The 24362-nt window shown below is 32.7% G+C and carries 15 protein-coding genes and 4 pseudogenes; 12 read left to right on the top strand and 7 right to left on the bottom strand.

The features are described 5' to 3' along the window. Window positions 1–19: 19 nt before the first annotated feature. A complete protein-coding gene (locus NSS74_RS26175; protein ID WP_002144330.1) occupies window positions 20–1474 on the top strand; it encodes a cell division protein FtsZ in 1455 nt (484 codons plus the stop codon). Between the two features lie 35 nt (window positions 1475–1509). On the opposite strand, the gene NSS74_RS26170 is transcribed toward NSS74_RS26175, so the two are convergent. Beyond that, window positions 1510–2247 (bottom strand): terminase gpP N-terminus-related DNA-binding protein, encoded by a 738-nt coding sequence (locus NSS74_RS26170; RefSeq protein WP_012259894.1) that lies wholly within the window; start codon window positions 2245–2247, stop codon window positions 1510–1512. Between the two features lie 2096 nt (window positions 2248–4343). On the opposite strand from NSS74_RS26170, the gene NSS74_RS26165 reads away from it, so the two are divergent. The 5 genes from NSS74_RS26165 to NSS74_RS26145 all read left to right on the top strand — a co-directional run bounded on the left by NSS74_RS26165 (window position 4344) and on the right by NSS74_RS26145 (window position 11521). Beyond that, the gene (locus NSS74_RS26165) at window positions 4344–6749 is read left to right on the top strand and encodes a PAS domain S-box protein (protein ID WP_340814593.1); all 2406 of its coding nucleotides are present in this window, start codon (window positions 4344–4346) and stop codon (window positions 6747–6749) included. Between the two features lie 110 nt (window positions 6750–6859). Beyond that, the gene (locus NSS74_RS26160; RefSeq protein ID WP_321146153.1) at window positions 6860–7042 is read left to right on the top strand and encodes a CGEA protein; all 183 of its coding nucleotides are present in this window, start codon (window positions 6860–6862) and stop codon (window positions 7040–7042) included. A 219-nt stretch (window positions 7043–7261) separates the two neighbouring features. Beyond that, window positions 7262–8320 (top strand): collagen-like repeat preface domain-containing protein, encoded by a 1059-nt coding sequence (locus tag NSS74_RS26155; RefSeq protein ID WP_340814592.1) that lies wholly within the window; start codon window positions 7262–7264, stop codon window positions 8318–8320. A gap of 667 nt (window positions 8321–8987) precedes the next feature. Beyond that, window positions 8988–9440, top strand: coding sequence for a CBO0543 family protein (locus NSS74_RS26150; RefSeq protein ID WP_215589213.1), 453 nt, complete (start codon window positions 8988–8990; stop codon window positions 9438–9440). A gap of 590 nt (window positions 9441–10030) precedes the next feature. Beyond that, window positions 10031–11521 carry a DNA/RNA helicase domain-containing protein gene (locus NSS74_RS26145; protein WP_215589212.1) on the top strand — a complete coding sequence of 497 codons (1491 nt, stop codon included), beginning with the start codon at window positions 10031–10033 and terminating at the stop codon, window positions 11519–11521. Between the two features lie 89 nt (window positions 11522–11610). Here the strand turns inward: NSS74_RS26145 and NSS74_RS26140 are convergent, their stop codons facing one another. The 3 genes from NSS74_RS26140 to NSS74_RS26130 all read right to left on the bottom strand — a co-directional run bounded on the left by NSS74_RS26140 (window position 11611) and on the right by NSS74_RS26130 (window position 13555). Next, window positions 11611–11952, bottom strand: a complete 342-nt coding sequence (locus tag NSS74_RS26140) for a YolD-like family protein (protein WP_340814591.1) — start codon at window positions 11950–11952, stop codon at window positions 11611–11613. Next, on the bottom strand, window positions 11949–13214 hold the full coding sequence (locus NSS74_RS26135) for a Y-family DNA polymerase (RefSeq protein ID WP_215588120.1): 1266 nt from the start codon (window positions 13212–13214) through the stop codon (window positions 11949–11951). The genes NSS74_RS26140 and NSS74_RS26135 overlap by 4 nt, the downstream gene beginning before the upstream one ends. A gap of 110 nt (window positions 13215–13324) precedes the next feature. Beyond that, window positions 13325–13555, bottom strand: a complete 231-nt coding sequence (locus NSS74_RS26130) for a helix-turn-helix domain-containing protein (protein ID WP_002150963.1) — start codon at window positions 13553–13555, stop codon at window positions 13325–13327. Window positions 13556–13846: 291 nt separating this feature from the next. Between NSS74_RS26130 and NSS74_RS26125 the strand changes: the two genes are divergently transcribed. The 4 genes and pseudogenes from NSS74_RS26125 to NSS74_RS26110 form a co-directional block, all read left to right on the top strand. Then, a complete protein-coding gene (locus tag NSS74_RS26125; protein WP_002203240.1) occupies window positions 13847–14167 on the top strand; it encodes a hypothetical protein in 321 nt (106 codons plus the stop codon). A 15-nt stretch (window positions 14168–14182) separates the two neighbouring features. Continuing rightward, complete coding sequence (locus NSS74_RS26120) at window positions 14183–15349, top strand: FtsK/SpoIIIE domain-containing protein (RefSeq protein WP_340814590.1); 1167 nt, start codon at window positions 14183–14185, stop codon at window positions 15347–15349. A gap of 22 nt (window positions 15350–15371) precedes the next feature. After that, window positions 15372–15947 (top strand): hypothetical protein, encoded by a 576-nt coding sequence (locus NSS74_RS26115; RefSeq protein ID WP_340814684.1) that lies wholly within the window; start codon window positions 15372–15374, stop codon window positions 15945–15947. Window positions 15948–16332: 385 nt separating this feature from the next. Next, window positions 16333–16443: pseudogene (locus tag NSS74_RS26110) on the top strand (lysozyme family protein); the annotation flags it as partial. Here NSS74_RS26110 and NSS74_RS26105 read toward each other — a convergent pair. Together NSS74_RS26105 and NSS74_RS26100 are read right to left on the bottom strand one after the other, a co-directional pair. Next, a pseudogene (locus NSS74_RS26105) lies at window positions 16442–17045 on the bottom strand (IS6 family transposase); the annotation flags it as partial. The pseudogenes NSS74_RS26110 and NSS74_RS26105 overlap by 2 nt on opposite strands. 1022 nt (window positions 17046–18067) lie before the next feature. Further along, window positions 18068–19779: pseudogene (locus NSS74_RS26100) on the bottom strand (hypothetical protein). 1520 nt (window positions 19780–21299) lie between these two features. On the opposite strand from NSS74_RS26100, the gene NSS74_RS26095 reads away from it, so the two are divergent. After that, window positions 21300–22997 (top strand): helix-turn-helix domain-containing protein, encoded by a 1698-nt coding sequence (locus tag NSS74_RS26095; RefSeq protein ID WP_002204157.1) that lies wholly within the window; start codon window positions 21300–21302, stop codon window positions 22995–22997. A 176-nt stretch (window positions 22998–23173) separates the two neighbouring features. Here NSS74_RS26095 and NSS74_RS26090 read toward each other — a convergent pair. Next, window positions 23174–23392, bottom strand: a pseudogene (locus tag NSS74_RS26090) (transposase); the annotation flags it as partial. A 72-nt stretch (window positions 23393–23464) separates the two neighbouring features. Here NSS74_RS26090 and NSS74_RS26085 point away from each other — a divergent pair. Further along, a complete protein-coding gene (locus NSS74_RS26085) occupies window positions 23465–23941 on the top strand; it encodes a GNAT family N-acetyltransferase (RefSeq protein WP_219375663.1) in 477 nt (158 codons plus the stop codon). Window positions 23942–24362: the final 421 nt, after the last annotated feature.

Raw genomic sequence — 24362 nt, 5'->3', positions numbered from 1 at the left:
AAAAAGGAGAGATAAAATAATGGCGAAGAACTTTCTGAAAAACGAAGTAGCAGTAAAAATGACAATGGTTGGTTTTGGTCAAGCTGGAACTAGAATGGTAGATAAATTTGCTGAATATAAGCATACGGATGGAACATCTGTGTACAACTGTCTTGCTTTAAATAGTAACGATGGTGATTTAGCCGAATTAAAAAATGTGCCTAAAAGTAACCAAGTATCACTAAAATTAGGCGGACTAGGGAAGAATCCAGAACGTGCTGTAAAAGTACTAGAATCAAATGATGAAGCGAAAGAAAAGTTAAAAGAATTCATCACAGAGCGTGTAAGACCAACAGATGAATTGGTACTATTTTTTGCTGGATTAGGCGGTGGAACAGGTACTTCTACAATCATTAAAGCAATTGAAGAATTCTCGGCTTTTCATAATAAACCTATAATCGCTGAAGAACTTAAAAGTATGGCAATGAAAATTTCTAGAGAGGAATTAATAGCAAATCAACAAAAGTATGCAAGAATTGCATTCAATAATGCAATTGAGCGTAAAGATTTTATTAAAATGGGTATTGTTGTGACACTCCCTGTAAGAGCCGATGGGCCTGATGTACTAAGACAAGTAAATAAATTCTCTCAAGAGATTTGGAAGTTAGCAAATGAACCAGCAAAAGGTGTTGCATTCGTTGTTTTCGCGGATAACCAACATTTCTATGATGAATTTAAGGGATTAAACGAAAATGAGAAAAAAGGTATTGCTAATTCACGAGACTATGCTAATCAGCGCATTGGTGAAATCATCCATGAATTAAATACAGCTTCTAATGGCGCAGGAACATCTGTTATTTTAGATTCTCAGGACTTTAAACGTATTTTATTAGAGAAAACTGGCTGTCTAGTTATTAATAAAATTTCTCGCAATATGAATCAAATTGAAAATAGTAAAGAAATAGTAGATATGTTCTCAGAATCGTTGAAAGGAAGCTCTTTCCACCCTCCTATAGAATTAATGAAAAAGAACGATGATGGTGAGTTGGAGGCTTCTAAGGTGCATCATTTTGGAATGCTTGCAATTCTAGACGAACAAAAGAATATTGATGATTCATTTATGGATGATGCAAAAGTAGAAGTTACGAATACATTACCAATCAACGGTACGGTATTTAATGGGTATTTAATTAGTAAAAATGATTTTATGGGCAGTGTGTATACGTTCTATAAAACTGATGCATTACCGTCCCGTTTGTCTAAAGGTTTAGTTGAAGAATTCAATGAATTTAAAGAGAAGCAAAATCAAATTCAGTTTAAAAAATCTCAAATTAGTACAATTGAAATGCAAGATCAAGACGATGATTTCAGTATTAATTTTGGTGATTACATCGATATGGGAACTAGTAATGAGGAACCATCAGCAGATGCTGAGAATGATGAAGAATTAGCTGCATTTATGGATCCAGACAAAATGTTTGGTACATCAAAATAAAAAAAAGAGGTCTGGGAATATCCCGGGCCTCTTTTTTATTCTGATGTCATAATAGATTGCATATACTCTATCATATTTTCGTTTAAATAATTCTCTATAAAAAGGTGTTTTTTTGCTAGATCTTCCTCTTTTTTAAACCAACCAACTTTTTTCACACGCTCTTCCTCAGGCTTTTCATTCCAGAGTTTTTCAGCTTGTCTTCTTAACTCTTTACGAGCTCTATGTTCAATTATTATGTTATCAAGTCTCTCTTGTCTTTGACGTTCTTTCATAGCAATTGGATCTTCAGGTTGAGGCAATGCTTTTAATACATTTTCAAATTTCTCTTGGAATTGTATTTCGATGTTTTGTAAATGTGCTTGAACTTTTTGTTCCACCAATTTTTCAATTGTCTCAGCTGCGTCTTGAAAATCAATTTGAGATAATACTTCATTAGAGTGGTTTTCAGGAGATACTGGCCTTAGTTCGAATTGATGCGGCAAAAGTTCGATTATGGCATCTAAAGACCACTTTTCATCCCTTTTCTGTTTTATGAAAAGAGCTATATTTAAATCCAATGAATTATATAGCTTTTCATTTGTATTATTGGTTCTAAGTGTCCCGTGCAATCCCTTCTCTTCTAACGTATTGAACCAATTATAAACAGTATTATGGTGTCTACCTACTAACTTAGAAAACTCTGTTATTCGCCAGGCTTTTTCAAAAGCGTCTTCGTGTAATGAGTTCTCATCATCTACCATGGTTTGTTCTGATTGATTTTCCTGCTTAATCATAATATTACCTCCTTAACAGTATGTAATTGTGCTGATAAATGACATTAACATGAAATATGAGATTGATATGTTAAGCGTTTTTCGACGATATTAATAGGAATCCCTTCCTTATCTAGTATTAACATGAAAGATAACATTAACATGTTACATTCAAAGTGTTAACAGCACATTAACAAAGTGCGGTTTATTCCTGCTAAATGTTAATGTTTTGTTAACTGGGACTTAAAATGCATCAATGTTATATAGGATTAATTAGGTAACTTTGCCCCCTATATCCTTATAAATTGTTGCTATGAGATTGACATTTTTACTCACTTAATATTAATGATAAGTAAATATAACCGATTTGTAAATAAATTATGAGGATATAGCATTGAACTTTCAAAAATAATAGGTATAAATATGATAAAAAGAGTCCATATTATTAATAATTGTAGTATGAGCCTGTTTTATTCATAACACTTGAGAGTATAGAACGGATATCTGTTTGACTAATAGAGGCAGTGTCTCTTTTTAACTGATCCCAAGACTAGTAAAGCAATTTTCGATAATAACTATTATAGGTCTCTATATTAACGTTAAATTCTAATTATATGACTGTATAGGATAGTTAATTTATTGGTTGTTAGTCGTTTGAAACACTATAAAGTACTATTCGCTTTGTTGATTAGCTTCAATGATTATTTTGTAAGTGTAAATCACAAAGAAAAAGCTGTTACTAATAGGATCTATGCGGCCTTTATTAATTGTAAATAATATTCAATCGTTGTGAACCTGGTATATTAATAGCGCTACTAATAAGGATCTACATCAATCAACGTTTTGTTAATGTCTTGTCATTGATAGAATTAAGTATGGTTGATATAAGATTAACAATTGTGTTGTTCTAAGTATTAACATGTTAATGTTTCTTGATATGTCAATCACATTTCTAGTACGTATGCGGACCTGTTTCTGTAGAATGTCAATCTTATGTCAATACTCGTAGAGATAATTTCTTTAATTAAAACATTGTTCCTTCAATTACATACCCAAGAGTGGATTTAAAACTTCTAAAGCTTATATTACAAAGTGATTTTTCTCAAATTAAGATAGTATTCTATTGATATGAATTCACTATAATGGACAGTAATTTGCTTGATAGTCTGCATTTTTTAATAATTTTCAGCGCGGAATTTCTAGCGATTTATAAAGCGTGGTTCTTAACTAGTGTGGATTTTCGCATTTTAATTCTCATCCTAATAAAGTTGTAGTTTTATAGATCTGTTGTTAATGTCTTGTCTTTATTAAAACCAATGATAGTTAACATAATATTGATATTTTTTATTCTCTGAGGATTAACATGTTAATGTCTGTTGATGTGTCAATCCCATTCTCGGTATGTATTTAGATTCTACTTCGCGAAATGTTAATGTCATATCGATACTCCATGAGAAGAATTTCTTTATATGAAGTACTAAATCTTCAATTATGCATCTAATGGTAAATCGGGAATCTCTAAGTTGCATGTTACAAAGTAATTCTGATATTACTTTATTAAATACAATCAGATACACTGGATGTAATTTTACTTTACAGTCTATATGTTCTATTAATCTTCCGCTCGAAATTCTTTTATCAATATATAAAGAATGTTTCTTTATATATTGATAAGGAATCATTCTTTATATATTGAGGGTTTTTAAATGCTTTGGATTTTTGTATTTCAATTCTCATTCTAGTAAACCTATGATTTATCGATGTATTGTTAGTAATAGTAAGGGGAGTTGACATGAGGTTAACATTTTAATTCTTCCTAATGTCAACATGTTAATGTTTGTTGATATGTTAATCTCATTTCTTGTCTGTATTTCAATTCGATTTTGCGATATGTTAATCTCATGTTAATATCCTTTAGGGGGAATTTCTTTGTATGAAGTACTAATTCTTCAATATTTATACCGATTGTACAGCTTTTTAGAGTAATAGTATCAGTATGTCCAAGATTTAAAGATTACTTACATGTATTTTGAAGTTTTTGTACCTGAACCGTTTATACTATTTGTAGGATTTTCTGCTTTTTTGTCGAATATACTTAATGCAAGGAGGGACATTACATGATTATTAAAGACTATTTCATCAATCTTTCTATTTTTTCTTTACTTGTTAGCGCAGCAATATTTATTCAAGTGTTTACGATTCATTCCAGGCGATATTTTGAAAAATTCTATGGAGGGATCATCGCAGTTACTTTGATGTTCTTTTCGTTTCCGTACATGGGATTTTCCTACGATCTCCGGGCTGTTCCTCTTATCCTTTCTTTTATTTACTTTGGTCGCATTGCTGGTTGGATTACATTAATTAGTATTATTATAATGCGCATCTTTTACATTGGTGGGTATTGGGAACCACCTGTGATGGCTTATTTCGGTATGGGTATTCTATTTACTATTTTTAAAACTTATTTCAAAAGCCTTCATCCATTTAAAAGTGCACCTCTATACTTTTCTGTTTTTGTGGGTATGAAGTGGTTAGTAGGTGTATTCTTTATTACTACAGTGCTTTACACTCCAGGATTAGTATTTATAGCTTTAGGACTTTTAATCGGTGTTTTTCTTATGGAAGCTTACCAAAGATTATATTACTTAACACAGGACTTATCTAAAACGAATCAAAAATTAAAAAAATCGAAGCAAGAACTCAAAGATACCGTACATGAGCTTCAAGGGGGTATCTTTAAATTCAAAAAAACGGATAAACATTTTATACACACTTTGTGTGATGGACAGTTTTATTATCAAAACGGAATTTATTCTGAACGGGTGGTAGGAAAAAGCTTACGTACTATTGATGCTTCTATTATTCCTCCCCATTTAGTTCCACAATTAATGAAGTATTATCTTCAGGCGTGGGAAGGGAAAGAAATTATATTTGAATTACCCTGGCCGAATGATAAAACTATTATTCTTATTGCGCTTAGACCGATTAAACGAAATGGACAAGTTATTGAAGTTGTTGGTTCTACAGTCGATATAACCGAAAGGAAAAAGGTAGAATCAGAATTAAGGGCAACTAAAGAATTACTGGAATCATTTATAAAACATAATGTAGATGCGATTACCATATCTGATCGGGAGGGACATATTTTACAAGCTAATAAAGCTTATGAAAAGATATTTGGTTGGTCATCACACGAAATCATAGGTAAAAGATTACCTTGTGTGCCTGATTTCTTAATGGATGAATCACTCGGAAATATACAGAAAATTCTAACTGTAGAATCTGTAGTTACGAGATTAGAAACAGTTAGACAACGTAACGATGGAAGCCTTCTTGATGTCAGTCTGACAGTTTCACCTATTCTAGATGTAAGGGGAAATGTGATAGCTTTATCTGCAATATGTAGGGACATTTCCGAAAGAAAACAAGCAGAAAGAGAACGGCAACGATTACATCAACAATTAAGAGATAGTGAAATGAAATATCGTGCACTAATTGAACAAGCAACTGATGCAGTATATGTTGTAGAGTTGAATGAGGATCAATTTCCAAGTCGATTTATTGAGGTAAATCCTGTTGGATGTAACAGATTTGGATATAGTAGAGAAGAGCTTCTCTCGATGCCATTTCCCAATAATGTACCACAAGATTCTCCAATTATCATACAGTTGTTAGAAAAAATTAGAGAGGGACAGACTTCTTTCACTTTGCAAGATGAACATATTTTTCCAACCGGAAAAACAATAACAACCGAATTTAGTGTCCGTATTTTTAACTTGAATGGCAAAAAAGTTTTCTTAAGTATCTCTCGTGATATCACTGAACGGTTAAAAACAGAAGAGTTACTACGGAAATCTGAAAAACTTGCTGTTGTAGGACAATTAGCGACTGCAATGGCTCATGAAATTAATAATCCATTAACCGCAATGAAAGGGTTTATGCAATTACTAAAATCAACAGAAAATGAGAATAATCAGGGGTATATAAATATAGTATCATCAGAGATTGAGCGTATAGAAAGTATTACAAATGAATTTATGATGGTAGCTAAACCACAGGTGGTAAAGATACAACCTAATGATATTAGTGTGCTAATGGATCAAGTTTTAATGCTACTGCAACCTCAAGCAATGATGAATAATATACAAATTAGAATCGATTTTACACCTGGTATTCCATTGATTCCATGTGAGGGAAATCAATTAAAACAAGTATTTGTTAATATTTTAAAAAATGCAATTGAATCCATGCCAACGGGAGGAGGAATTTTGATTCAAATTGATAAACTTGATAATGATCAGATAAGCATTCGCTTTATAGATCAAGGGTGTGGGATTCCAAAAGAACGTATACCATATCTAGGAGAACCTTTTTACAGTATTAAGGAAGAGGGGATTGGCTTAGGATTAATGGTCTGTTATAAAATTATCGAAACACATCAAGGAAAGGTATTTATTGAGAGTGAAGTAAATAAAGGAACAACAGTTGAAGTTACTCTCCCTATTTGTACAATTCAAAAGTAATACCTTTCTTTACAGATTTTCCGAACGGGAAAGCCCATCCCCTTTAGGGGTGGGAGTAGTAATAAGGCAGGCGTGAAAATCCAATTGGAATATGATTTACTTAGTGGTCATTGGGAACTGTGGTTACAATTACAACTAGATCCGGTCAAATTATTGGACCTGCTATATTACAACAATTCATTTCAACACTTTGTATAGTTATATTAGAGGAGGAAGGTATAATAACACCGGCATCTTCTAGTTATATCTTCATAAGTTGTGAAGATATAGAAAGTGTTACATTAAATACTTAATAATAAAAAAGGTTCACTCCTATATAAAAATAGATAAGGAGTGAGCCTTTTTTGTAATTTATAGATGTTTGATAGGTTCAAAAGAAATTATTGATTCATTAAATATATTGTATATGTATGTATAAATTTAAGGACGTGATAAATATGGTAAATTGCAGGAGGGGTTGCCAACCTAACTTTTGTAATTGTCCTCCAATTCAAAGACAAGATATAATTCCTTTGACATTAACAGCATTGACTAATTGGACCAATATTCTTAATGAGCTCATTGTATCAATACCAGCAGTACTTACAGTACCCACACCGCAAAATATAGGGAAATTAGTTGTTATTCTAAATCAATTATTAGCATTTGCACAAGCGGGATTTTTAAATCAACAACAACAAGCAGATCTTATATCTATTACTAAGAACTTAATTACTATTTTAAATATATCTCAACTAAATTTTATTGTTTTAACAACTGAATTACAAACATTAGTAAATAATTTATTATCCCTTATTAATTTATTTGTTATTGATAACACTACAAGACAGGCACAAATACAATTAATACAAAAGATTATTTTGCCCTTGGCTCAGTTAGGCCCGACAGGAGTAACAGGAGCAACAGGTCCGACAGGAGACATAGGTCCAACGGGAGCAACAGGCCCGACAGGAGACATAGGTCTAACGGGAGCAACAGGCCCGACAGGAGACATAGGTCCAACAGGAGCAACAGGTCCGACAGGAGACATAGGTCCAACGGGAGTAACAGGTCCGACAGGAGTAACAGGTCTAACAGGAGCAACAGGTCCGACAGGAGACATAGGTCCAACGGGAGCAACAGGCCCGACAGGAGGAGTATTAGATTTTGCGGATTTTTATGCGTTGATGCCCCCTGATAATGCTGCAACAGTTGCAGTTGGTGGAGACGTAGATTTTCCAAGAGACGGACCTTTTAGTGGAGCGGGGATTGCACGTACTGGTGCTGATACATTTAATTTGTCTGCAATCGGTAGCTATCAGGTCTTGTTTCAGGTGAGTGTGACCGAAGCGGGTCAACTAGTTTTAACTCTTAATTCCGGAGCAGGAGCTGTTGAATTAGCTTATACGGTAGTTGGTCGAGCAACAGGTACTTCTCAGATAGTAGGAGTGGCTCTTGTGCAAACATCAGTTATCAATTCAATACTCACTGTACGAAATCCTGCTAGCGAATCCACAGCACTAACAATTACTCCTCTGGCTGGAGGAACAGAGTCTGTTTCAGCACATCTTGTTATTACGCGACTTAGATAAAAACGAAAAATAGAATTGTATAGGTTGTAGGCTATAACTATCAAGTTAAGGAAAATGTTATAAAAGTCCCTTTAAATCTTTTGAGGGGATTTTTATAGGTTTTTAGATATAGTGATTTCTTCTAAAGAAAACTATGTAAAAAAGCTAGCATAGATCTAGTTTTTTTTAGATGTTCTAATCTCTTTATTTTTCATATTTTGAATGTAAACTAATGATAAAAAGTTTACATTAGAACTTACAATTGAAATTCAACATACAATGCTATGAACATTTACAATATAACCTTGGTCGGTTAATAAGAAAAAAAAGAACATGTAGAAATTACTACATGTTCTTTTTGAGGCGATTCATTTTTAAATATTCCATTTGGAAATAATCTTTTAAGTAACTTTTCTTATAGTTTTATGAATAAAAAGTCTCTTCAGAAGATGTGAAGGGACTTTTTGAGATTTTTAAATACATGGACTACCGATAAGTGGTTTTATGTAAACTAGATGTGTATATGGGCTATATTTTTGAGAACAAAATAAGAGTTAAGCAGCCTTATAATTTAATCATAACTCAGTTGATTGTAATTATCATGTTGCGTTGGTTTGGAAAACTTTTTTAGTTTAAATTATAAGGAGTAAGGTGAAGATGGTTATAAGGAAAGGAAGGTAGAGTAAAAATGCTATTTAATATTCTAATTGCATTTGTGTTACCTTGGACTGTTGGGATTTTTCACCTTTACAAAAAAGAGAGAAGAATTATACCTCTGATTGGATCATTTTGTTGTGTCGTTGCTTTTGTTGTAAATGAATTCGGCTTTTATTGTGGTTTTTGGAGAATTGCTCCTTTCCTTGATCAAAAAACTTTGTCTGCTTTACCCTTTAATATAGGACTTTATCCGATTTTGGCAAGTTACTTGATATTTTTTATAAAGAAAACCAAAAGACCTTACTTGATGGTCTTTTTCATATCCCTATTTACTACTCTTCTTGAAATGACATTAGTTTTAAGTGGAGAAATCGTATATGGTAACGGCTGGAATATTATTTGGACATTTTTTTCCTATATCATCCCTTATATGTGGGTGTACTGGTATTACCTCTATTTAAGAAAGTTAGAAGTCATGAGCTAAATCCTGAAGGCAACATAATAGAATTCGAATGTTTTTGATTGTCGATAACGAGATTTATGTGAACTAGTAGTATGTATCCTTAACTTGTTTATTTACAAGTTTTTGAATGTATACTTTTGTTAGTGATTTTAGAGAAAATGAGTAATTAGGGTTCAGCCAAGATATATGTATAACTAGGTCACAAGGACACTTGTATTTACTTTATTATTCATCCAACGTCTTCATTATTGATAATGATAATACAAGAAATGATCTAACGTAAAAAAGAGCAAACCGTATTTTTTATACAGTTTGCTCTTTTTTAGTTGGATGAGTACCAGCGTTCCTACAACTGGGGGCAAAGAAGCTGCCTGTTCTTTTTGAGTTGAAGGCAATATTACAACTTGTTTTTATTAGTTTGCTATTTTCATACTTTTGTAAAACTCGTTTTCACTAAATGAACATTAAACATGTTTTAAAAATTGTCCTTTTCTGAACAAGCTAGATATTTTCATCTTGTTATTTTTACCAGATTCATTTAAATATGGTATTTTATTAATAGAACAAACTAGTGTTTAGATATTTATTTTAATTTGAGGGGAAAGATTGATGTGAAACCTATAAATTTAGTGTCTTTAGTTGATGCAAGTGAAAAACTAGCACCTTCCGTATTTGAATTATATAAAGAACATTTTGATATTAAAGTTAAACAAGATGAAATCGAAGATTTAAGTTCTTTAGTCGAAGAGCTTCTATCATTTGTCGATATTTTAAAAATAGTAGATGGATTTTATGTAGGATATAAAATTAACCAAATTAATAAAGAGTTTGATCTTTTAAGATTTGGAGAAGAAACTATTATAAATATAGAATTGAAAAGAAAAAGTACTGGGGATAGAATGAAAAAACAACTTTTAAGTAATAAATATTATCTCGGTTTTTTAGGAAAGAAAGTTTTACAGTTCACTTACGTTGCTTCGGAAGAAAAGCTTTATTACTTAAATGAAAAGGAAGAATTTGAAGAAAGTGATATTGAATTTTTATTTAAACAAATAAATAAACAAAAGTTAATTGAAATTGAAGACATACAGAAGGAATTTGATCCTTGTAATTATTTAGTGTCTCCATTTAATTCTACAGAAGCTTTTATAGAAAATCAGTATTTTTTGACTGAACATCAAGATAACTATAAAACTGAGATTATAAACTTAAGTACAGAGGCAGGACCGTCTTATATTGCAATTGAAGGGGCTGCTGGAACAGGTAAAACCCTTCTAGCTTATGATATTGCAAAAGAATATAGAAATAAATCCAAAAGAGTACTTATTATTCATTGTGGAACTTTAAATGCCGGTCATAGAAGACTAATGTTTGACGATTGGGAAGTAACAGGTATTAAAGGCTATGGGAGTTACAGTTTCAATGAATATGATCTTATTGTTATAGATGAAACTCAACGTATACGCAAAGACCAATTAGAGGACATTTTACAAAGGACTAAAGATACTAATGTAAAGTGTATTTTTTCATATGATCCTGATCAATGTCTTGCTAGTTGGGAAGTTGAAAACAATATTCCTGGATTTTTAGAAGATGAGGTTTCTCCAAGACATTATCCATTGACAAAAAGAATTAGAACTAATAAGGAGATAATTTCTTTTACTAATAACTTATTTGATACATCGAAAAGTAATGCACATCAAGTTTATTCTAATATTAGCATGCAGTATTTTGAGGATCGTACTAGAGTAATGGACTACACTCAAGAAATGATAAATAGGGGATGGAAGGCTGTAAATTATACGCCTGCTTACGGTAATAAATATTATCCATATGAAGCGTTTCAAAATGGAGATAACGAAAGCGCACATCAGGTTGTTGGGCAGGAATTTGATAATGTAGTCGTAGTGATTGATTCCAATTTTGTTTATAATAAAAATCTACTAACAAGTAAAGTCAATTATTATTATGATAATATAAAAATGCTGTATCAAATAATGACAAGAGCGAGAAAAAAATTGCATATTGTTATCATTGATAATGAGAAAATTTTAGAGAAATGTTTAGAAATCTTAGGGTCTAAGAACATTGTTAAAGCTTAAAAATTCATGAGAATAATGATAATAATATTGGTATTATAGAAGAAAACCAAAAAGCCATTTCCTTTAGAGAATTGGCTTTTTTAAATGAATTATTTCACATCTATTATATTAGAAAATTGCAGTTTCATCTTGTTATAAAAAGCATTGGTACATATAACAGCACTATTTTGCTGGTCAATACCAACAACAGTCATATAGCTAGAGAGTATATAACCATCTTCATAATATGTAATTAGTATTTCTTTTTCAGATAATAAGGAACATAACAATATGTTCTCAATCAGCTCTTTTTCTTCAGCTGTTAAGATCGGCCGAGTTACTTTGTTTTTCTCCTTGATGATTTCACGAATACCAGCAAACTGTTCAGGCATTGCTGCAAACGGAGTGAATTTCACCATTCCTCTTCCTTTTGGCATATTAGCGTTAATCATGATTTGTGTCCTCCAATTAGTGTATTTCTGTGTCTAGCTGTAGCGCTATGCGTGTAGGAAATCCCTCGTAAAATACTGTTCTTCCCAAACCTTGTGCGTATTTCATCCATTACTTTTGTTAACTTCACTTCTTGTTCTCGTTTCGGGACATTATCAAAAAGAGAAATTTGTTCTTCCCCTTCTTGAAGTAGGTTTGTTAAGGATATGTTTATGCTGCGAATGGGTTCGCCAGTATATTGTTGATGTAAGAAGTATGTACAGATATGATAAATATCCATCGTTAGATTTGTTGGGCGGTTTAAAGTATGTGTTTTTCTAATACCACCTGTATAACTCTTGCTATAACCGACAGAAAAATGAACAGTTTGAGCAAGTTTGTTTTGTCTTCTAAGTCGATAACAAACTTCTTCAATATGTTCCAGCAGGATGATCGGAAATTCTTCTATTGTGTAGTCACGCATTAGAATTTGGCTTTTACCAATAGAAGTTGTGGCAGGAACATATTTTTCTGAAATACGACTAAAGTCAATTCCGTGGCTATGTAAGTGTAATTCTTCACCAATCTTGCCGAAGCTCTGCTTTAAGTATTTAAGGGGATAATTGGCTAAATCTCCAATAGAATGTATTCCCTTTCGATTTAACTTTTCTTCAGTTTTATATGATATGCCCCAAAATTTATTAAGTGGTCGTATGCTCCATAGTTTTGCAGGTACATCCTCGTACTTCCAAAATGCAATCCCGTCTTTGTTCTTCTTAGCATCAATGTCTAAAGTAACCTTACTCATGAGTGGGTTAGGAGCAATTCCGATGGTACATTCAACTCGTGTATGATCATATATTTCACGTTTGAATTTCATAGCGAATTCGTATGGATCTGGGGCGAATAAATGGATGCTATCTGTAATGTCCATAAAAAATTCGTCTATGCTGTATTGGTGAAAATCTTCAATAGGAACGTATTGTAGAGCTAATTTCGTTATGTAATTTGAGCATTTTATATAAGTTCCCATGATTGGGTTTACCACAAGAATGTCTTTACGCCGTGGTATTTCGTACAACCTTGCCATTTTCTTAACACCTAATGCCTTTAATGGTGGTGTTGCAGCCAAAACAATAGAGCCATTTCTGTTCACATCTCCTACTACAGCTAATTTGGTATGTAGTGGGTCTAATCCCATCTTGATGCAACTAACTGAAGCATAAAAGCTTCGAAGATCTACACATAAAACAATTCGATTCGGCAAAATTGAGTAGTCATACACCTTTACGCCTCCTTAACAATAAGAACATCTGTTCTTATTATACACGAATATACGTTCTCTTATGAAGGGGTTTTTATAAAAAAATAAAACTGACTCTAGTTAGCCAGTTTTTACATATCCCAAAAGTCGGTAGATTTAACGTTTGGTTTTATTTGCCTAATAACTTTTAAAATCTTTTTCATTACAGTTGGACTAGGTATGTATTCTTTATCATTGCACGCCTTTGAAACTGTAGGACGACTTAATTTCGCGGTCTTTTCTAAATCATTTTGGGTGAAGCCATTCCGATCTAAAAAATCACCTAATTTCGTTCGGTTTTTCCCTCCGAATTTCCAAAACACTTAAATCCCTCCTGAACCTATTTTCAACATTGTGGACATAAATGTAAAAAACTATTCGCATAGACGGCAAAAGTTTTTTACATAATGTACAAGCTGTCCACAATATGATGTATCAAAGCAGCTACCACGGTATTTATTAAGGTAGAAGAATACGAGGTTACCAAAGTAAGTTGCGAATGATTACCACAGTATTTATCAAGATTTCTACCAAGGTAAAACTACCACGGTATTAAGTAGATGAAGCTATGTAATATCTACATTCTAAATTCTGTTTATAAAGGGGGCATTTAAATGCGTGCTAGGAAAGAAACAATTCCTTTTCGCAAGTTTATGGATCGGTCATACAAAGATAAAGAAAAGAAAATTCGTAAATACAATTCATTAAGTCCTTTCGCATTCCTTCATATGTCGGATCAGGTATTACATACTTACATTGCATTAGGAGTTATGGGAACGATTTTAATCGGAGCAGTCATGTTAGAAAAATACTTGGTGCGACATGACTATATATCAGCAGCTAAATTTGTAAGTGAAGGTATTTATCACGGAACGCGAATTGGTGGAGTTTGTTTGATTGGATATGTATTTGTTCGTATCGTAATCATGTTTTAAGGAGGGAAGGGAGTAATGTGGATTATAAAGGAGTGGGTTCGTACGCAAAGGTTAAGGAATCAGCTTATGGAGGTGTTCGGAAAAGCAGGTTTATATACGGAACATCAAACGCGTGGGGGAAAAGTGCCTATTTATCCAAAGGTGCATAATGTTTCTTCTTCAGCAGAAAGCGTGAGGTATGTTTTTACCATACCAAACGGATTAGATCCACAGAAGATTGAAAAGAAGTGGTTTTGTTTTCAGCAAATATTAGGACGGAATATTACGATTGAAGGGGATGTGAAAAAGTTTGTACTACATGTATTCCGTTCAGATGCTGGACTAAAACCATACAATTACTGTTATAAAGAATGGCAGCCCTTATTAAAAGGGTACCGTCTTCCTGTTGTGGTTGGCCGGGATCAATTTGGAAAAACGATTACGTACGATATGGTTGATTCCAATACACCACACTTATTAGTAGCAGGGGAAACGGGAAGCGGGAAAAGTAGTATGGTACGTGTTGTACTATCCACACTCATTCAATATATGTCTCCTGATACGTTGCATTTGTATCTTGGAGATTTAAAAAACTCTGAATTTCATTTCTTGCGAAGAGTGAAGCATGTAAAAGAAGTTTGTATGGAAGAAATTGAAATGAAAATAATGCTTCAAAAGATGTGGAAGGAAATTAGAGAACGAAGAAAACTTATGGAAGAATATGAGGTTGATCATATTGATGCGTACAACAAGTTAAATCCAGATCATCAAAAACCATATATTCTACTTGCTATTGATGAAGTGGCCATGCTAAAAGATGAAAAAGAGTGTATGACTACAATTGAAAAGATTTCAGCAGTCGGCCGATCACTTGGGGTGTTTCTTATGCTTAGTATGCAGCGGCCAGATGCGAAAGTGTTGGATGGTAAGTTAAAGCTAAATATGACCGTTAGAATCGGCTTTAAATGTGATAGTGCAATTAATAGTAATATCATGGGTACTCCTGGTTCAGAGCATTTAGAGCAATCTGGCCAAATGATTTTAAAACGAAATGGATTAAAGAAAGTGCAAGCTCCTTATTTGGAATTAAGTAAGGCGAAACAAATTGTTGAACCGTATCGCATGTCTAAAGGAGAGAGGATACTCCATAATTCTTTGCAGGAAGAAATGCCGCTATTTGGGGTGTTAGATGATGAAGAGTAGAGATAAAGGAATCCTGAATGATTTGAATCGATTTAGATGCATGTCCCGTGACGATATTATTGACTTGCATTTTCAAGGCTTAAAGAATGCGGTAACTTGTTGTAATACGGTTATGAAACGATTAAGAAGAGACGGCTATGTTGATGCTAACGTATTGCAGCACCCATACATTTATTTTCCACAACCCAGTTCTATCAGAAAAACGAGTCAAAAAATTCCTCATTTCCTTGGTATTGTGGACGTATACAAACAACTCGTTCATTATGAAAATCCTAAACTATTCGAAGTTGAACCAAAGTATAGGAAAGAATATATGGAGCCGGATGCTTTTACAATATGGCGTAGATCGCCATTCTTTATTGAAGTTCAAAAGTCAGTGTACAGTAAAAAGCTAATGCAAGATACGATAAATAGATATGAGTTATACTTCCATAACCAAGAATGGCATAATGAATATTGGCAACCGAAAGCTTCTAAATTCTTTCCTTCAATCCTTATCATTACTGACAAACATTACGACGTTCAATCTCCTTATTTCCGTATATTCCAGGCGAATTCTATAGAAAGTTTTATGAATAATTTAACAGTGAAATCATAAAGAAAGCCTGCATAGTGCAGAGCTTTTTTCTTTTTGATAATCTATTAAGCCATGTGTGATGCTGATTGTTAGAAGGTGGTAAATCTTCTTCTGGAATGATATCTCCATAATTAATAATTTGTACAATAACCTCTCCATTATCACTATATCCATTCATATCAACAAGTTGTCCCACATATCCGTTTGTACCAATATCTTTTTAAAGTACTCTAAAAAATGCACTTTATCTTATCTTTACTTTATTTTTAAATTTCTATATTAAACTTTAAACCTAAAGGAAATGAATTTGAGTCTAAAAAGGGGCAGGGAAATAGATGATTATTACATCTTTTGTAAATAACCAACCACCATTGAAAAATGGAATTTCTTATACGAGGAGGAATATATGAAGAATACGAGTAAAAAACAAATTATTATATTATTCTTTATTAGTATTTTAGGTTTAGGAACAATGCTTGGAATACTATATTTTAATCATAAAACTAATATTGAACAATGGCTTCTACTCCAGAAAGAATGGATGTAGCTGTGTCAAAAGATTTGATAGAACGGATTCGCTTCTTTATAAAACGATGATCTTGTTCTACTATGTTATTCAAGTACTTTTGTTGTCTAAGTTGCATACCATCAGGTATGCTTTTTTTTTTTCAACTGTTCAATTGCAATAGGATAAGCCGGATTTTATCGACTGTTATAACACGTGGTTTTGAAACATGAAAAGACCGCAAAGCTTTCTTGAAAAAGCGCTTTGCAGCCTTCTGGTCTCTTGTTTTGCTTAGGTAAAAAATCGATTGTGTTTCCTTTTGAATCAACAGCACGATACAGGTACATCCATTGACCTTTTACTTTGATATATGTTTCATCGACTCTCCAAGAGTCATTTGTTTGTTTAAGGTGACGTCGGATTCGTTTGTCCAATTCAGGACCGTACTGATGAACCCAACGCATAATCGTTGTATGAGAAATGGATAAGCCCCGTTCCTTCATCATTTCCACTAAATCACGAAAACTGAGGTTGTACCGTAGGTACCATCTTACCGTTAACAAAATAATATCAGGCTGATAATGTTTCCATTTGAATAAATTTTCCTTTTCCATACCAATCACGCACCTTCTTTAGATTAGTAGTATCAGTATGTCCAAGATTTGTAGATTTATTGCAATTGTCCTGAAGTTTTTGCACCAGACCTCCAATTATTAATTGTTTAATATAATGAAAAAAGGACAAACCTAGTCCTGTTAGGGATATATAGGTTTGTCCTTTAGTTATAATAATGATATGTTTAATTACCATTATTATAACTAAATTTACAAATATTTTCAATTAGGTCTGACATCTTATTAACAGGCATACTAGTAATATTAAAATCTATTATAAATATATATCTTATATATTAAAAAGAAATAAAGATAAAACTTTTATAGGTTATCAAAAATAGGGGATAGCCTTACTCCCACAAGGGAAAATTTGATATAAGAGCATAAAAAATCATAAATTGTAGAAAATGTTTCCGTAGATTCAAGGATTAATAGACTTTCAATTCTACAAAAAAGCATAAAGAAAATTATATGTTTCTACATGAAATCGGAAAGAAATTGATACAGATTACATTATATTTATTCAACCATGTAAACAGGGCGGATTTTCATTATTTTGGTAAATGGAGTAGTATTCATCGAAGAAATATCCACAATTTGTCCAGATAAAGCTGCTATTTGTTAACATTATTCAGTATTTACACATAATCCACACTATTATTGATGATTTTTATTAGATGGATTGAACGGCACTAGTATTTTCAAGGCTATTGGGAAAATATTGTTCACATTTGATCATATTTGTCCTCATATCCACTGTTTTTATAATTTTCCTTCCGATTTTTTGTAGGTATAGTAGGATAGGTTTTACTTCAGAAGAAGAATACTCCCTAGTGTTATGTGGAGAGTTATGTATAGATAGAAGAGAATTTGTATAGAAGCGCATAAAAAAAGACTCCATTTTACATGAAGTCCTTCTGATTTGGTATTTATAAATAGAGTATTAGAAAAGGGTTACTAATAAAACAAACACGAATAGCCCTCTACTTTCGATTTTTTCAAAAATAGAGAGCTTGTTACTATTATTTTATTTCCATTGCGCTTAGCACCTGATCTGGAGCTGTTATTGTTGCACCAGCACGTATTAAGTGTTCAAAGGTACGCATAAACTCTAGTAAATTAAATTGCTTTGGCAGCTCAATTACACGAAGTTTTTCTTGTGGTAGTTTATCAATTGCTTCGATAAACCATTCACGTACATCACTTGGAATTGTGCGTTCTTTATGCTACCACGAACTTTTAACTTTTCACGCATTTCAATTTCTAAAGCGATATATGCATGGAGATTAACACCCTGATCATATGCATATTTTCTGAATAACGTTTCTTCCTGGTATTTTAGGTAATTACGGTGATAAGACTCTTCCGTCACTGGTACCGCAAACTTCTGTTTCAGTAGTGCATGCACATTTTTAAACATCTTCTTAATGTTACGAAGTGAGTACATTGAATAATGTAGACCAAAATTAAAGACAGCTTGTTCACGGTCACTATTTCTCTCTTTTGGTATATGTTGTGCAATAAGAGGGTAGATACCTTCTTTCGCTGCTGTATCAAGAATTTGATATTGAGATGTTTGATGCAATAGTTTTTTCAATGTATATACAATTTTCGTTGGATATCCTTCTTTTCGATCAACCATGTCACGAAGTCCACGAATCACACCACGAATTTGACGATGACAAGTATGCTTTAAAACATGAATGAATTTATTCATGTCTGAAGAAAGTTCACCGATATTCATTTCTTGTAGGACTGATTCAATAAATTTCGCTTTACGAGCATAGGTAGCTTTTGGTGTAAATGGATCCCTGTGTTGCTCTTCTCCGGATTCTTTCGTACATAAGAAGTCCGAATGGATAGATAGATATAAGGTTGTATATCGCTTTGTATGCTTTACACCTTTTTGCATTTTGCAAATTTTGAATAGGGGATTCCCCGTACACGGTAATGCAGTTGTTAATTCTTCGATAACCGCACGGATCTGGTGCGGATATTTTTTATGTAAGAAACGATACATCCCACCAAAGTGAGTTTTGTTACCTCTTTCATCCTGCTTGTCCAAAGAACGCTTTAACGTTGTTTCTGTATGTTGTTGCATAGCAATGTCTAAGAATAGTTTCTTAGCTGCTACAGATAGCTTAAAGAAAGCCTTTGTAAATACAACAGGACTAATATATACGTATGGATTTGCCTTTTCTGTTTCTTCATTCATAAAATGAGTAAGTTTGATTGTATAGCTACCATCTACGCCATTTTCGATAGCGATTATGTTATGTATGCTTAATTTCTTTAGAGCGATATAGAATTGTGAGTGCTGGATATAAGCAAATTCTTCTTTATATTGCTTGTAATCTTCCCACATCATATGTATCGTTACATTTGGAATGACACCATTTGTATAACATTTCTTATGTAGATATAAGAACACTTCAAGATCTGCATTCGTAATACCATATAATTTATGTTTTCTTCCTGTTTTCTCTGCAAATGCAGACATTGCACGACGTGAAAAAGATGGTTTAGCTTGTTCGACAAAGCCTTCTACATCCGCAATACGTTCTTCGTATGTCATGTGCTGCAGAATATCTTCTAAATATGTATCTTTATAGCTGTAGTACTTCTTTTCAAATGCTTCTACAAACTTTTGCCAAGACTTTAGTGTTACTAAAACTGCATTTGTTGTTTCACCATTTAAGCTACGCTGATTTTGAATAATAAATGATTTCCCCATCTTTTTCACCTCCGTTCTACAAATTCAGAAATATATGCTAAAAGACTATAAAATATACCAATTATGATTATAGCAAATCGAAAAATGGTGAAAGGTGCTCCTTTAAGAAGAAAAATAGCAACTTGCAACAGCCTCTAAAGGCAAGTGTATCAAGGGATTGGAGAATTCTACTAATTTTTTTTGTGTTAAGGATACCGCAAACGTGTTGCAAGTTGAATTATATGTAAATGAATAAGTAAAGAAACACCTAACCCCTTGATATATAAGGGATTTAAGTGGAAATGCCAAAAAAATAAGGGTAAGGATACCGCAAACATGTTGCAAGTTAAGAAGTACGCCTATTAACCGTAAATTATACCGATTATCGTTGATATGATAGGTTTTATTAGAGTTTTATGAATTGCGATAGGGTAAGGATACCGCAAACAGTGTTGCATCTTATGAAAAAATAAGGGTAAGGATACCGCAAACGTGTTGCAAGTTGAGTTATATGTAAATGAATAAGTAAAAAACATCTAATCCCTTGATATATAAGAGATTCGAGTGAAAATGCCAAAAAAGTTAGGGTAAGGATACCGCAAATATGTTGCGTTTTATTTGTATAACTTGTTGTAAATATAAAAAACACACTTAAAAATTTTAAACTAGAACGATTTTGTGTGTAATGTATTAGGTTGAGAAAAGATTGTACTGTTGCAAGTTGGACGAAGTAGGGTAAGGATACCGCAAACGTGTTGCAAGTTGTAGAGGTAAGGAAAGAAAAGCGCAAAAGGAATGCAAGTAAAGAGGAATAGGGAAAAGAAAGAGCAAACGTGTTGCAAGTTGTAGAGGTAAGGAAAGAAAAGCGCAAAAGGAATGCAAGTAAAGAGGAATAGGGAAAAGAAAGAGCAAACGTGTTGCAAGTTGTAGAGGTAAGGAAAGAAAAGCGCAAAAGGAATGCAAGTAAAGAGGAATAGGGAAAAGAAAGAGCAAACGTGTTGCAAGTTGTAGAGGTAAGGAAAGAAAAGCGCAAAAGGAATGCAAGTAAAGAGGAATAGGGAAAAGAAAGAGCAAACGTGTTGCAAGTTGTAGAGGTAAGGAAAGAAAAGCGCAAAAGGAATGTAAGTAAAGAGGAATAGGGAAAAGAAAGAGCAAACGTGTTGCAAGTTGTAGAGGTAAGGAAAGAAAAGCGCAAAAGGAATGCAAGTAAAGAGGAATAGGGAAAAGAAAGAGCAAACGTGTTGCAAGTTGTAGAGGTAAGGAAAGAAAAGTGCAAAAGGAATGCAAGTAAAGAGGAATAGGGAAAAGAAAGAGCAAACGTGTTGCAAGTTGTAGAGGTAAGGAAAGAAAAGTGCAAAAGGAATGCAAGTAAAGAGGAATAGGGAAAAGAAAGAGCAAACACGTTGCAGGTTGTAGAATTAAGGAGAAGAAACAGCAAAACCTTTTAATTATCTGTTACAATAAATTAAATATAATAGTAGTAAAGATTTTTATGATGAAAACTACTTTGTTGTGATCCATGGTTTAGGGAGGAATATAAAGTGGATAACTTATTACAAATGTTCCGAGATGCATTGCTAATCTCTGAGCCAATTTATAAAACGAATGAGCCATTATGGAATAAATGGAATGCATACTTTAAAGATGTTAAAAACAATAATAATAAAGTACTAACCTCACCCTATGCTTCTCCATCATTTACTGCATTAGTATCTTGGTTAGAGAAAAAGCAAGAGTCCGGAGTTACATTAGTACAAATTTATGCAAAAATTGATTCTTATAAGGAAGAAATATATAAAGAAATTGAAGGATTTATAGAAAAAGAATTTCAAGATGTAGCACCTTCAAATTCCATAATATTAGAAAATGATCAAAATGCAGATAAGCTAAATACAGTGAACCATGAGGATTATTACGAGGTAAATAATTCTGCTGTTTACTATAAATTAAGAGATGGAATTGCAAAGAATCAATTTGAAGAAGATGAAAAAAGTAAAGTCTTACAGTATCCCATTGAAACGAAGTCTTCTAATGGTGTAGCTCAACTTTCTTCACACAAAGACGAGGATTTAAGACTTACAAACACTGAAGAATCAGCTCGATGGAATACCCTTGTTGATGATGTAATGAGTAATATGGATGATTTAACGGCAGACTGTTTAGATGCAATTACAATACAGTGGATAAATGAGGCAAAATCTCCAGATGAATTCATTGATTTTTCATATGAGCAAGTTTTAGAGATGTGCAATATTCCAAAGACAGTCGTCAAAAATAAAGAATATTATCGAGCGGAAGATAAAATTAAAATAGCAAAGAGAATTGCGGCTTTAGCAAGTATTTTTATCTATTTAAATGATGATAATGAGGTCGTAGTACTAAACGATCGTGATGACGATGGAGAACGAGTAGAATTAAAGCGTGAGGTTATTAAAAGGTTATTTGTTTTAGATTCGGTTGTATTGTGGAGACATAGTGTTACAAACGAATATATGGGGATTGAATCTTGTCGTATTAAGCCAGGTAGTTTTTTAACGAATTATTTATACGGATCAAATAATACAACAGCATTATTGTCAAAAAAAGCACTTGAATACAATAGTTATAGACATAAATATCATAAAAGGTTAATTCGATATTTAACATGGCAATGGAGAATTAGACAAATGTATTCATCATTGAAAAAGCCATATTCTATAGGAGGGGACAAGGGTTTACTATCAGTAATGGATATTCCAAAAGATTGGAAGCCGAATCGTATTAGAGAACAGTTAGAAAATGTTCTAATGGATTTAGAAAATGAAAAAGTAATCTCTCATTGGCAGTATAGTGATCCTCTGGATGAACAACAAATTGGGAAACGTAACTGGTTTAAAAATTATTACTCTAACTTAGGAATAACTATTTTACCGCCTGAGGAAATGTTACAGTCAATGGATAGGGGAATAGGAAAGAAAGTTATAGAGGAACCACAAGAACAATTACCTGTAGTGACAGTTGTTGAAGAAGTTAAAGAGACTGTAGAACCAGTCGAACAAAGAGAGAAGAAAATCCGTGATCAAATATTGAAAGTGCATAATGAAAAACATGTAAGTATTCGAGAAATAGCTGATGAAGTTAGTATTTCTCCATCGACGTTATCTAGATTTTGTAATCATAAAACAAAACGATTGTCTAAAAAAGCATTAGAAAAGTTAACGAAATGGTGTGAGAGACAAGAAATACTAGAAAAAATGTAATGTAGACTAAAAACTACTCTTAGAAATAGAGAAAATGAAAATACACATACATTATGTATGTGTATTTTACAGAGTGTTGGGAAACCCTTTAGGGTTCCCAACACTCTGGCATCTTTTTTGGTTTTAGTGAAAGAAAACAACATAAAATAATAAAATTTAGAACAATAGCCCTCCACCAACCCCTTTTTGGTTAAGTGGAGGGCTATTTTTTTCATGTTTTGACAAGCGGCGGTGAGGTAAGCCTGCATTTGGACAGACTTCAGCCCTCGAAACCGAGCGTATCGATAGCCATGTAGTTCTTTAGCGTCTGCAAAGCTTCGCTCTATAGTTGAACAGCGTACTTTATACAGCTTTTTCCCTGTAGCTGTTAGCTTATTTTTTCTAGCAATATCTTTATAATGACTGTTGATATTGTCTTGTGAGAATGAATTCATTTAATATAGTAGTTAAAAGGGGGATTATTGAAAATGAAGTTAAATAATTGGGATGAAATTAGTATTGAAAAAAGTACAAGCATTAGTAAAGACGAACTGGAGTTATTATTACTAGCTGATCCTTCAGCAGAAGTAGTTAATGGATACCTTAAACAAGGGGACTGTTTTGTTTTGAAAAAGGATGCTATTACTGTAGGTATTATGATTTTAATTCCTACTCGTCCTGAAACAATTGAAATTATAAATATAGCAGTTTCTGAAAAAGAACAGGGAAAAGGGTATGGGAAATATTTGCTTGGGTTTGCTATAGACTATGCTAAAAAAGAGAAATATAAAACCATAGAAATAGGGACGGGAAATTCTAGCTTAATGCAATTAGGCCTTTATCAAAAATGTGGGTTTAGAATAACAAATGTGGATAGGGATTTTTTCTTACGCAATTATGAAGAGGAAATATATGAAAACGGTATTCAATGTATAGATATGATTAGGTTAACGCAATATTTATAAAAAAATTAAAAAGTAATCATATATCAAAAATCGTAACTCTCAGTTGATTGATGAGATGTTACGATTTTTTATTTTGAATAATGTAAACCTTAACCCTTCATTAAAAAATGAAGTATGTGAGACGGCTGGAATCGAATTGTAAATTCTTTTAATGCAACTTTATATTTAGAAAAGGTATATCTTTTATAGTGTGAATTTAAAATATTTCAAAATGTTTTTATTATTCAGATAGATGTTTTTCTATTAATTTCAATAAAAAGTAAAAACAGTAAAATTTATTACAGTTAATAATAAGTTAATACTCTTATTAACAAATTGATGAGTTATATTTTTCGAATTAAAAGAGAGGAAATTCTTTCTTTTTTGAGGGAGGTTCTTAATAAATGCAGCTATAACAAGTGTTATGTTGTTTTAACGATAT

Origin of the sequence: Bacillus sp. FSL E2-8868, assembly GCF_038005505.1 — a bacterium.
In the GTDB taxonomy this organism is placed as follows: Bacteria; Bacillota; Bacilli; order Bacillales; family Bacillaceae_G; genus Bacillus_A; species Bacillus_A mycoides.
The sequence above is the reverse complement of the archived record's forward strand: the minus strand, read 5'-3'. Positions and strand labels throughout refer to the sequence as shown.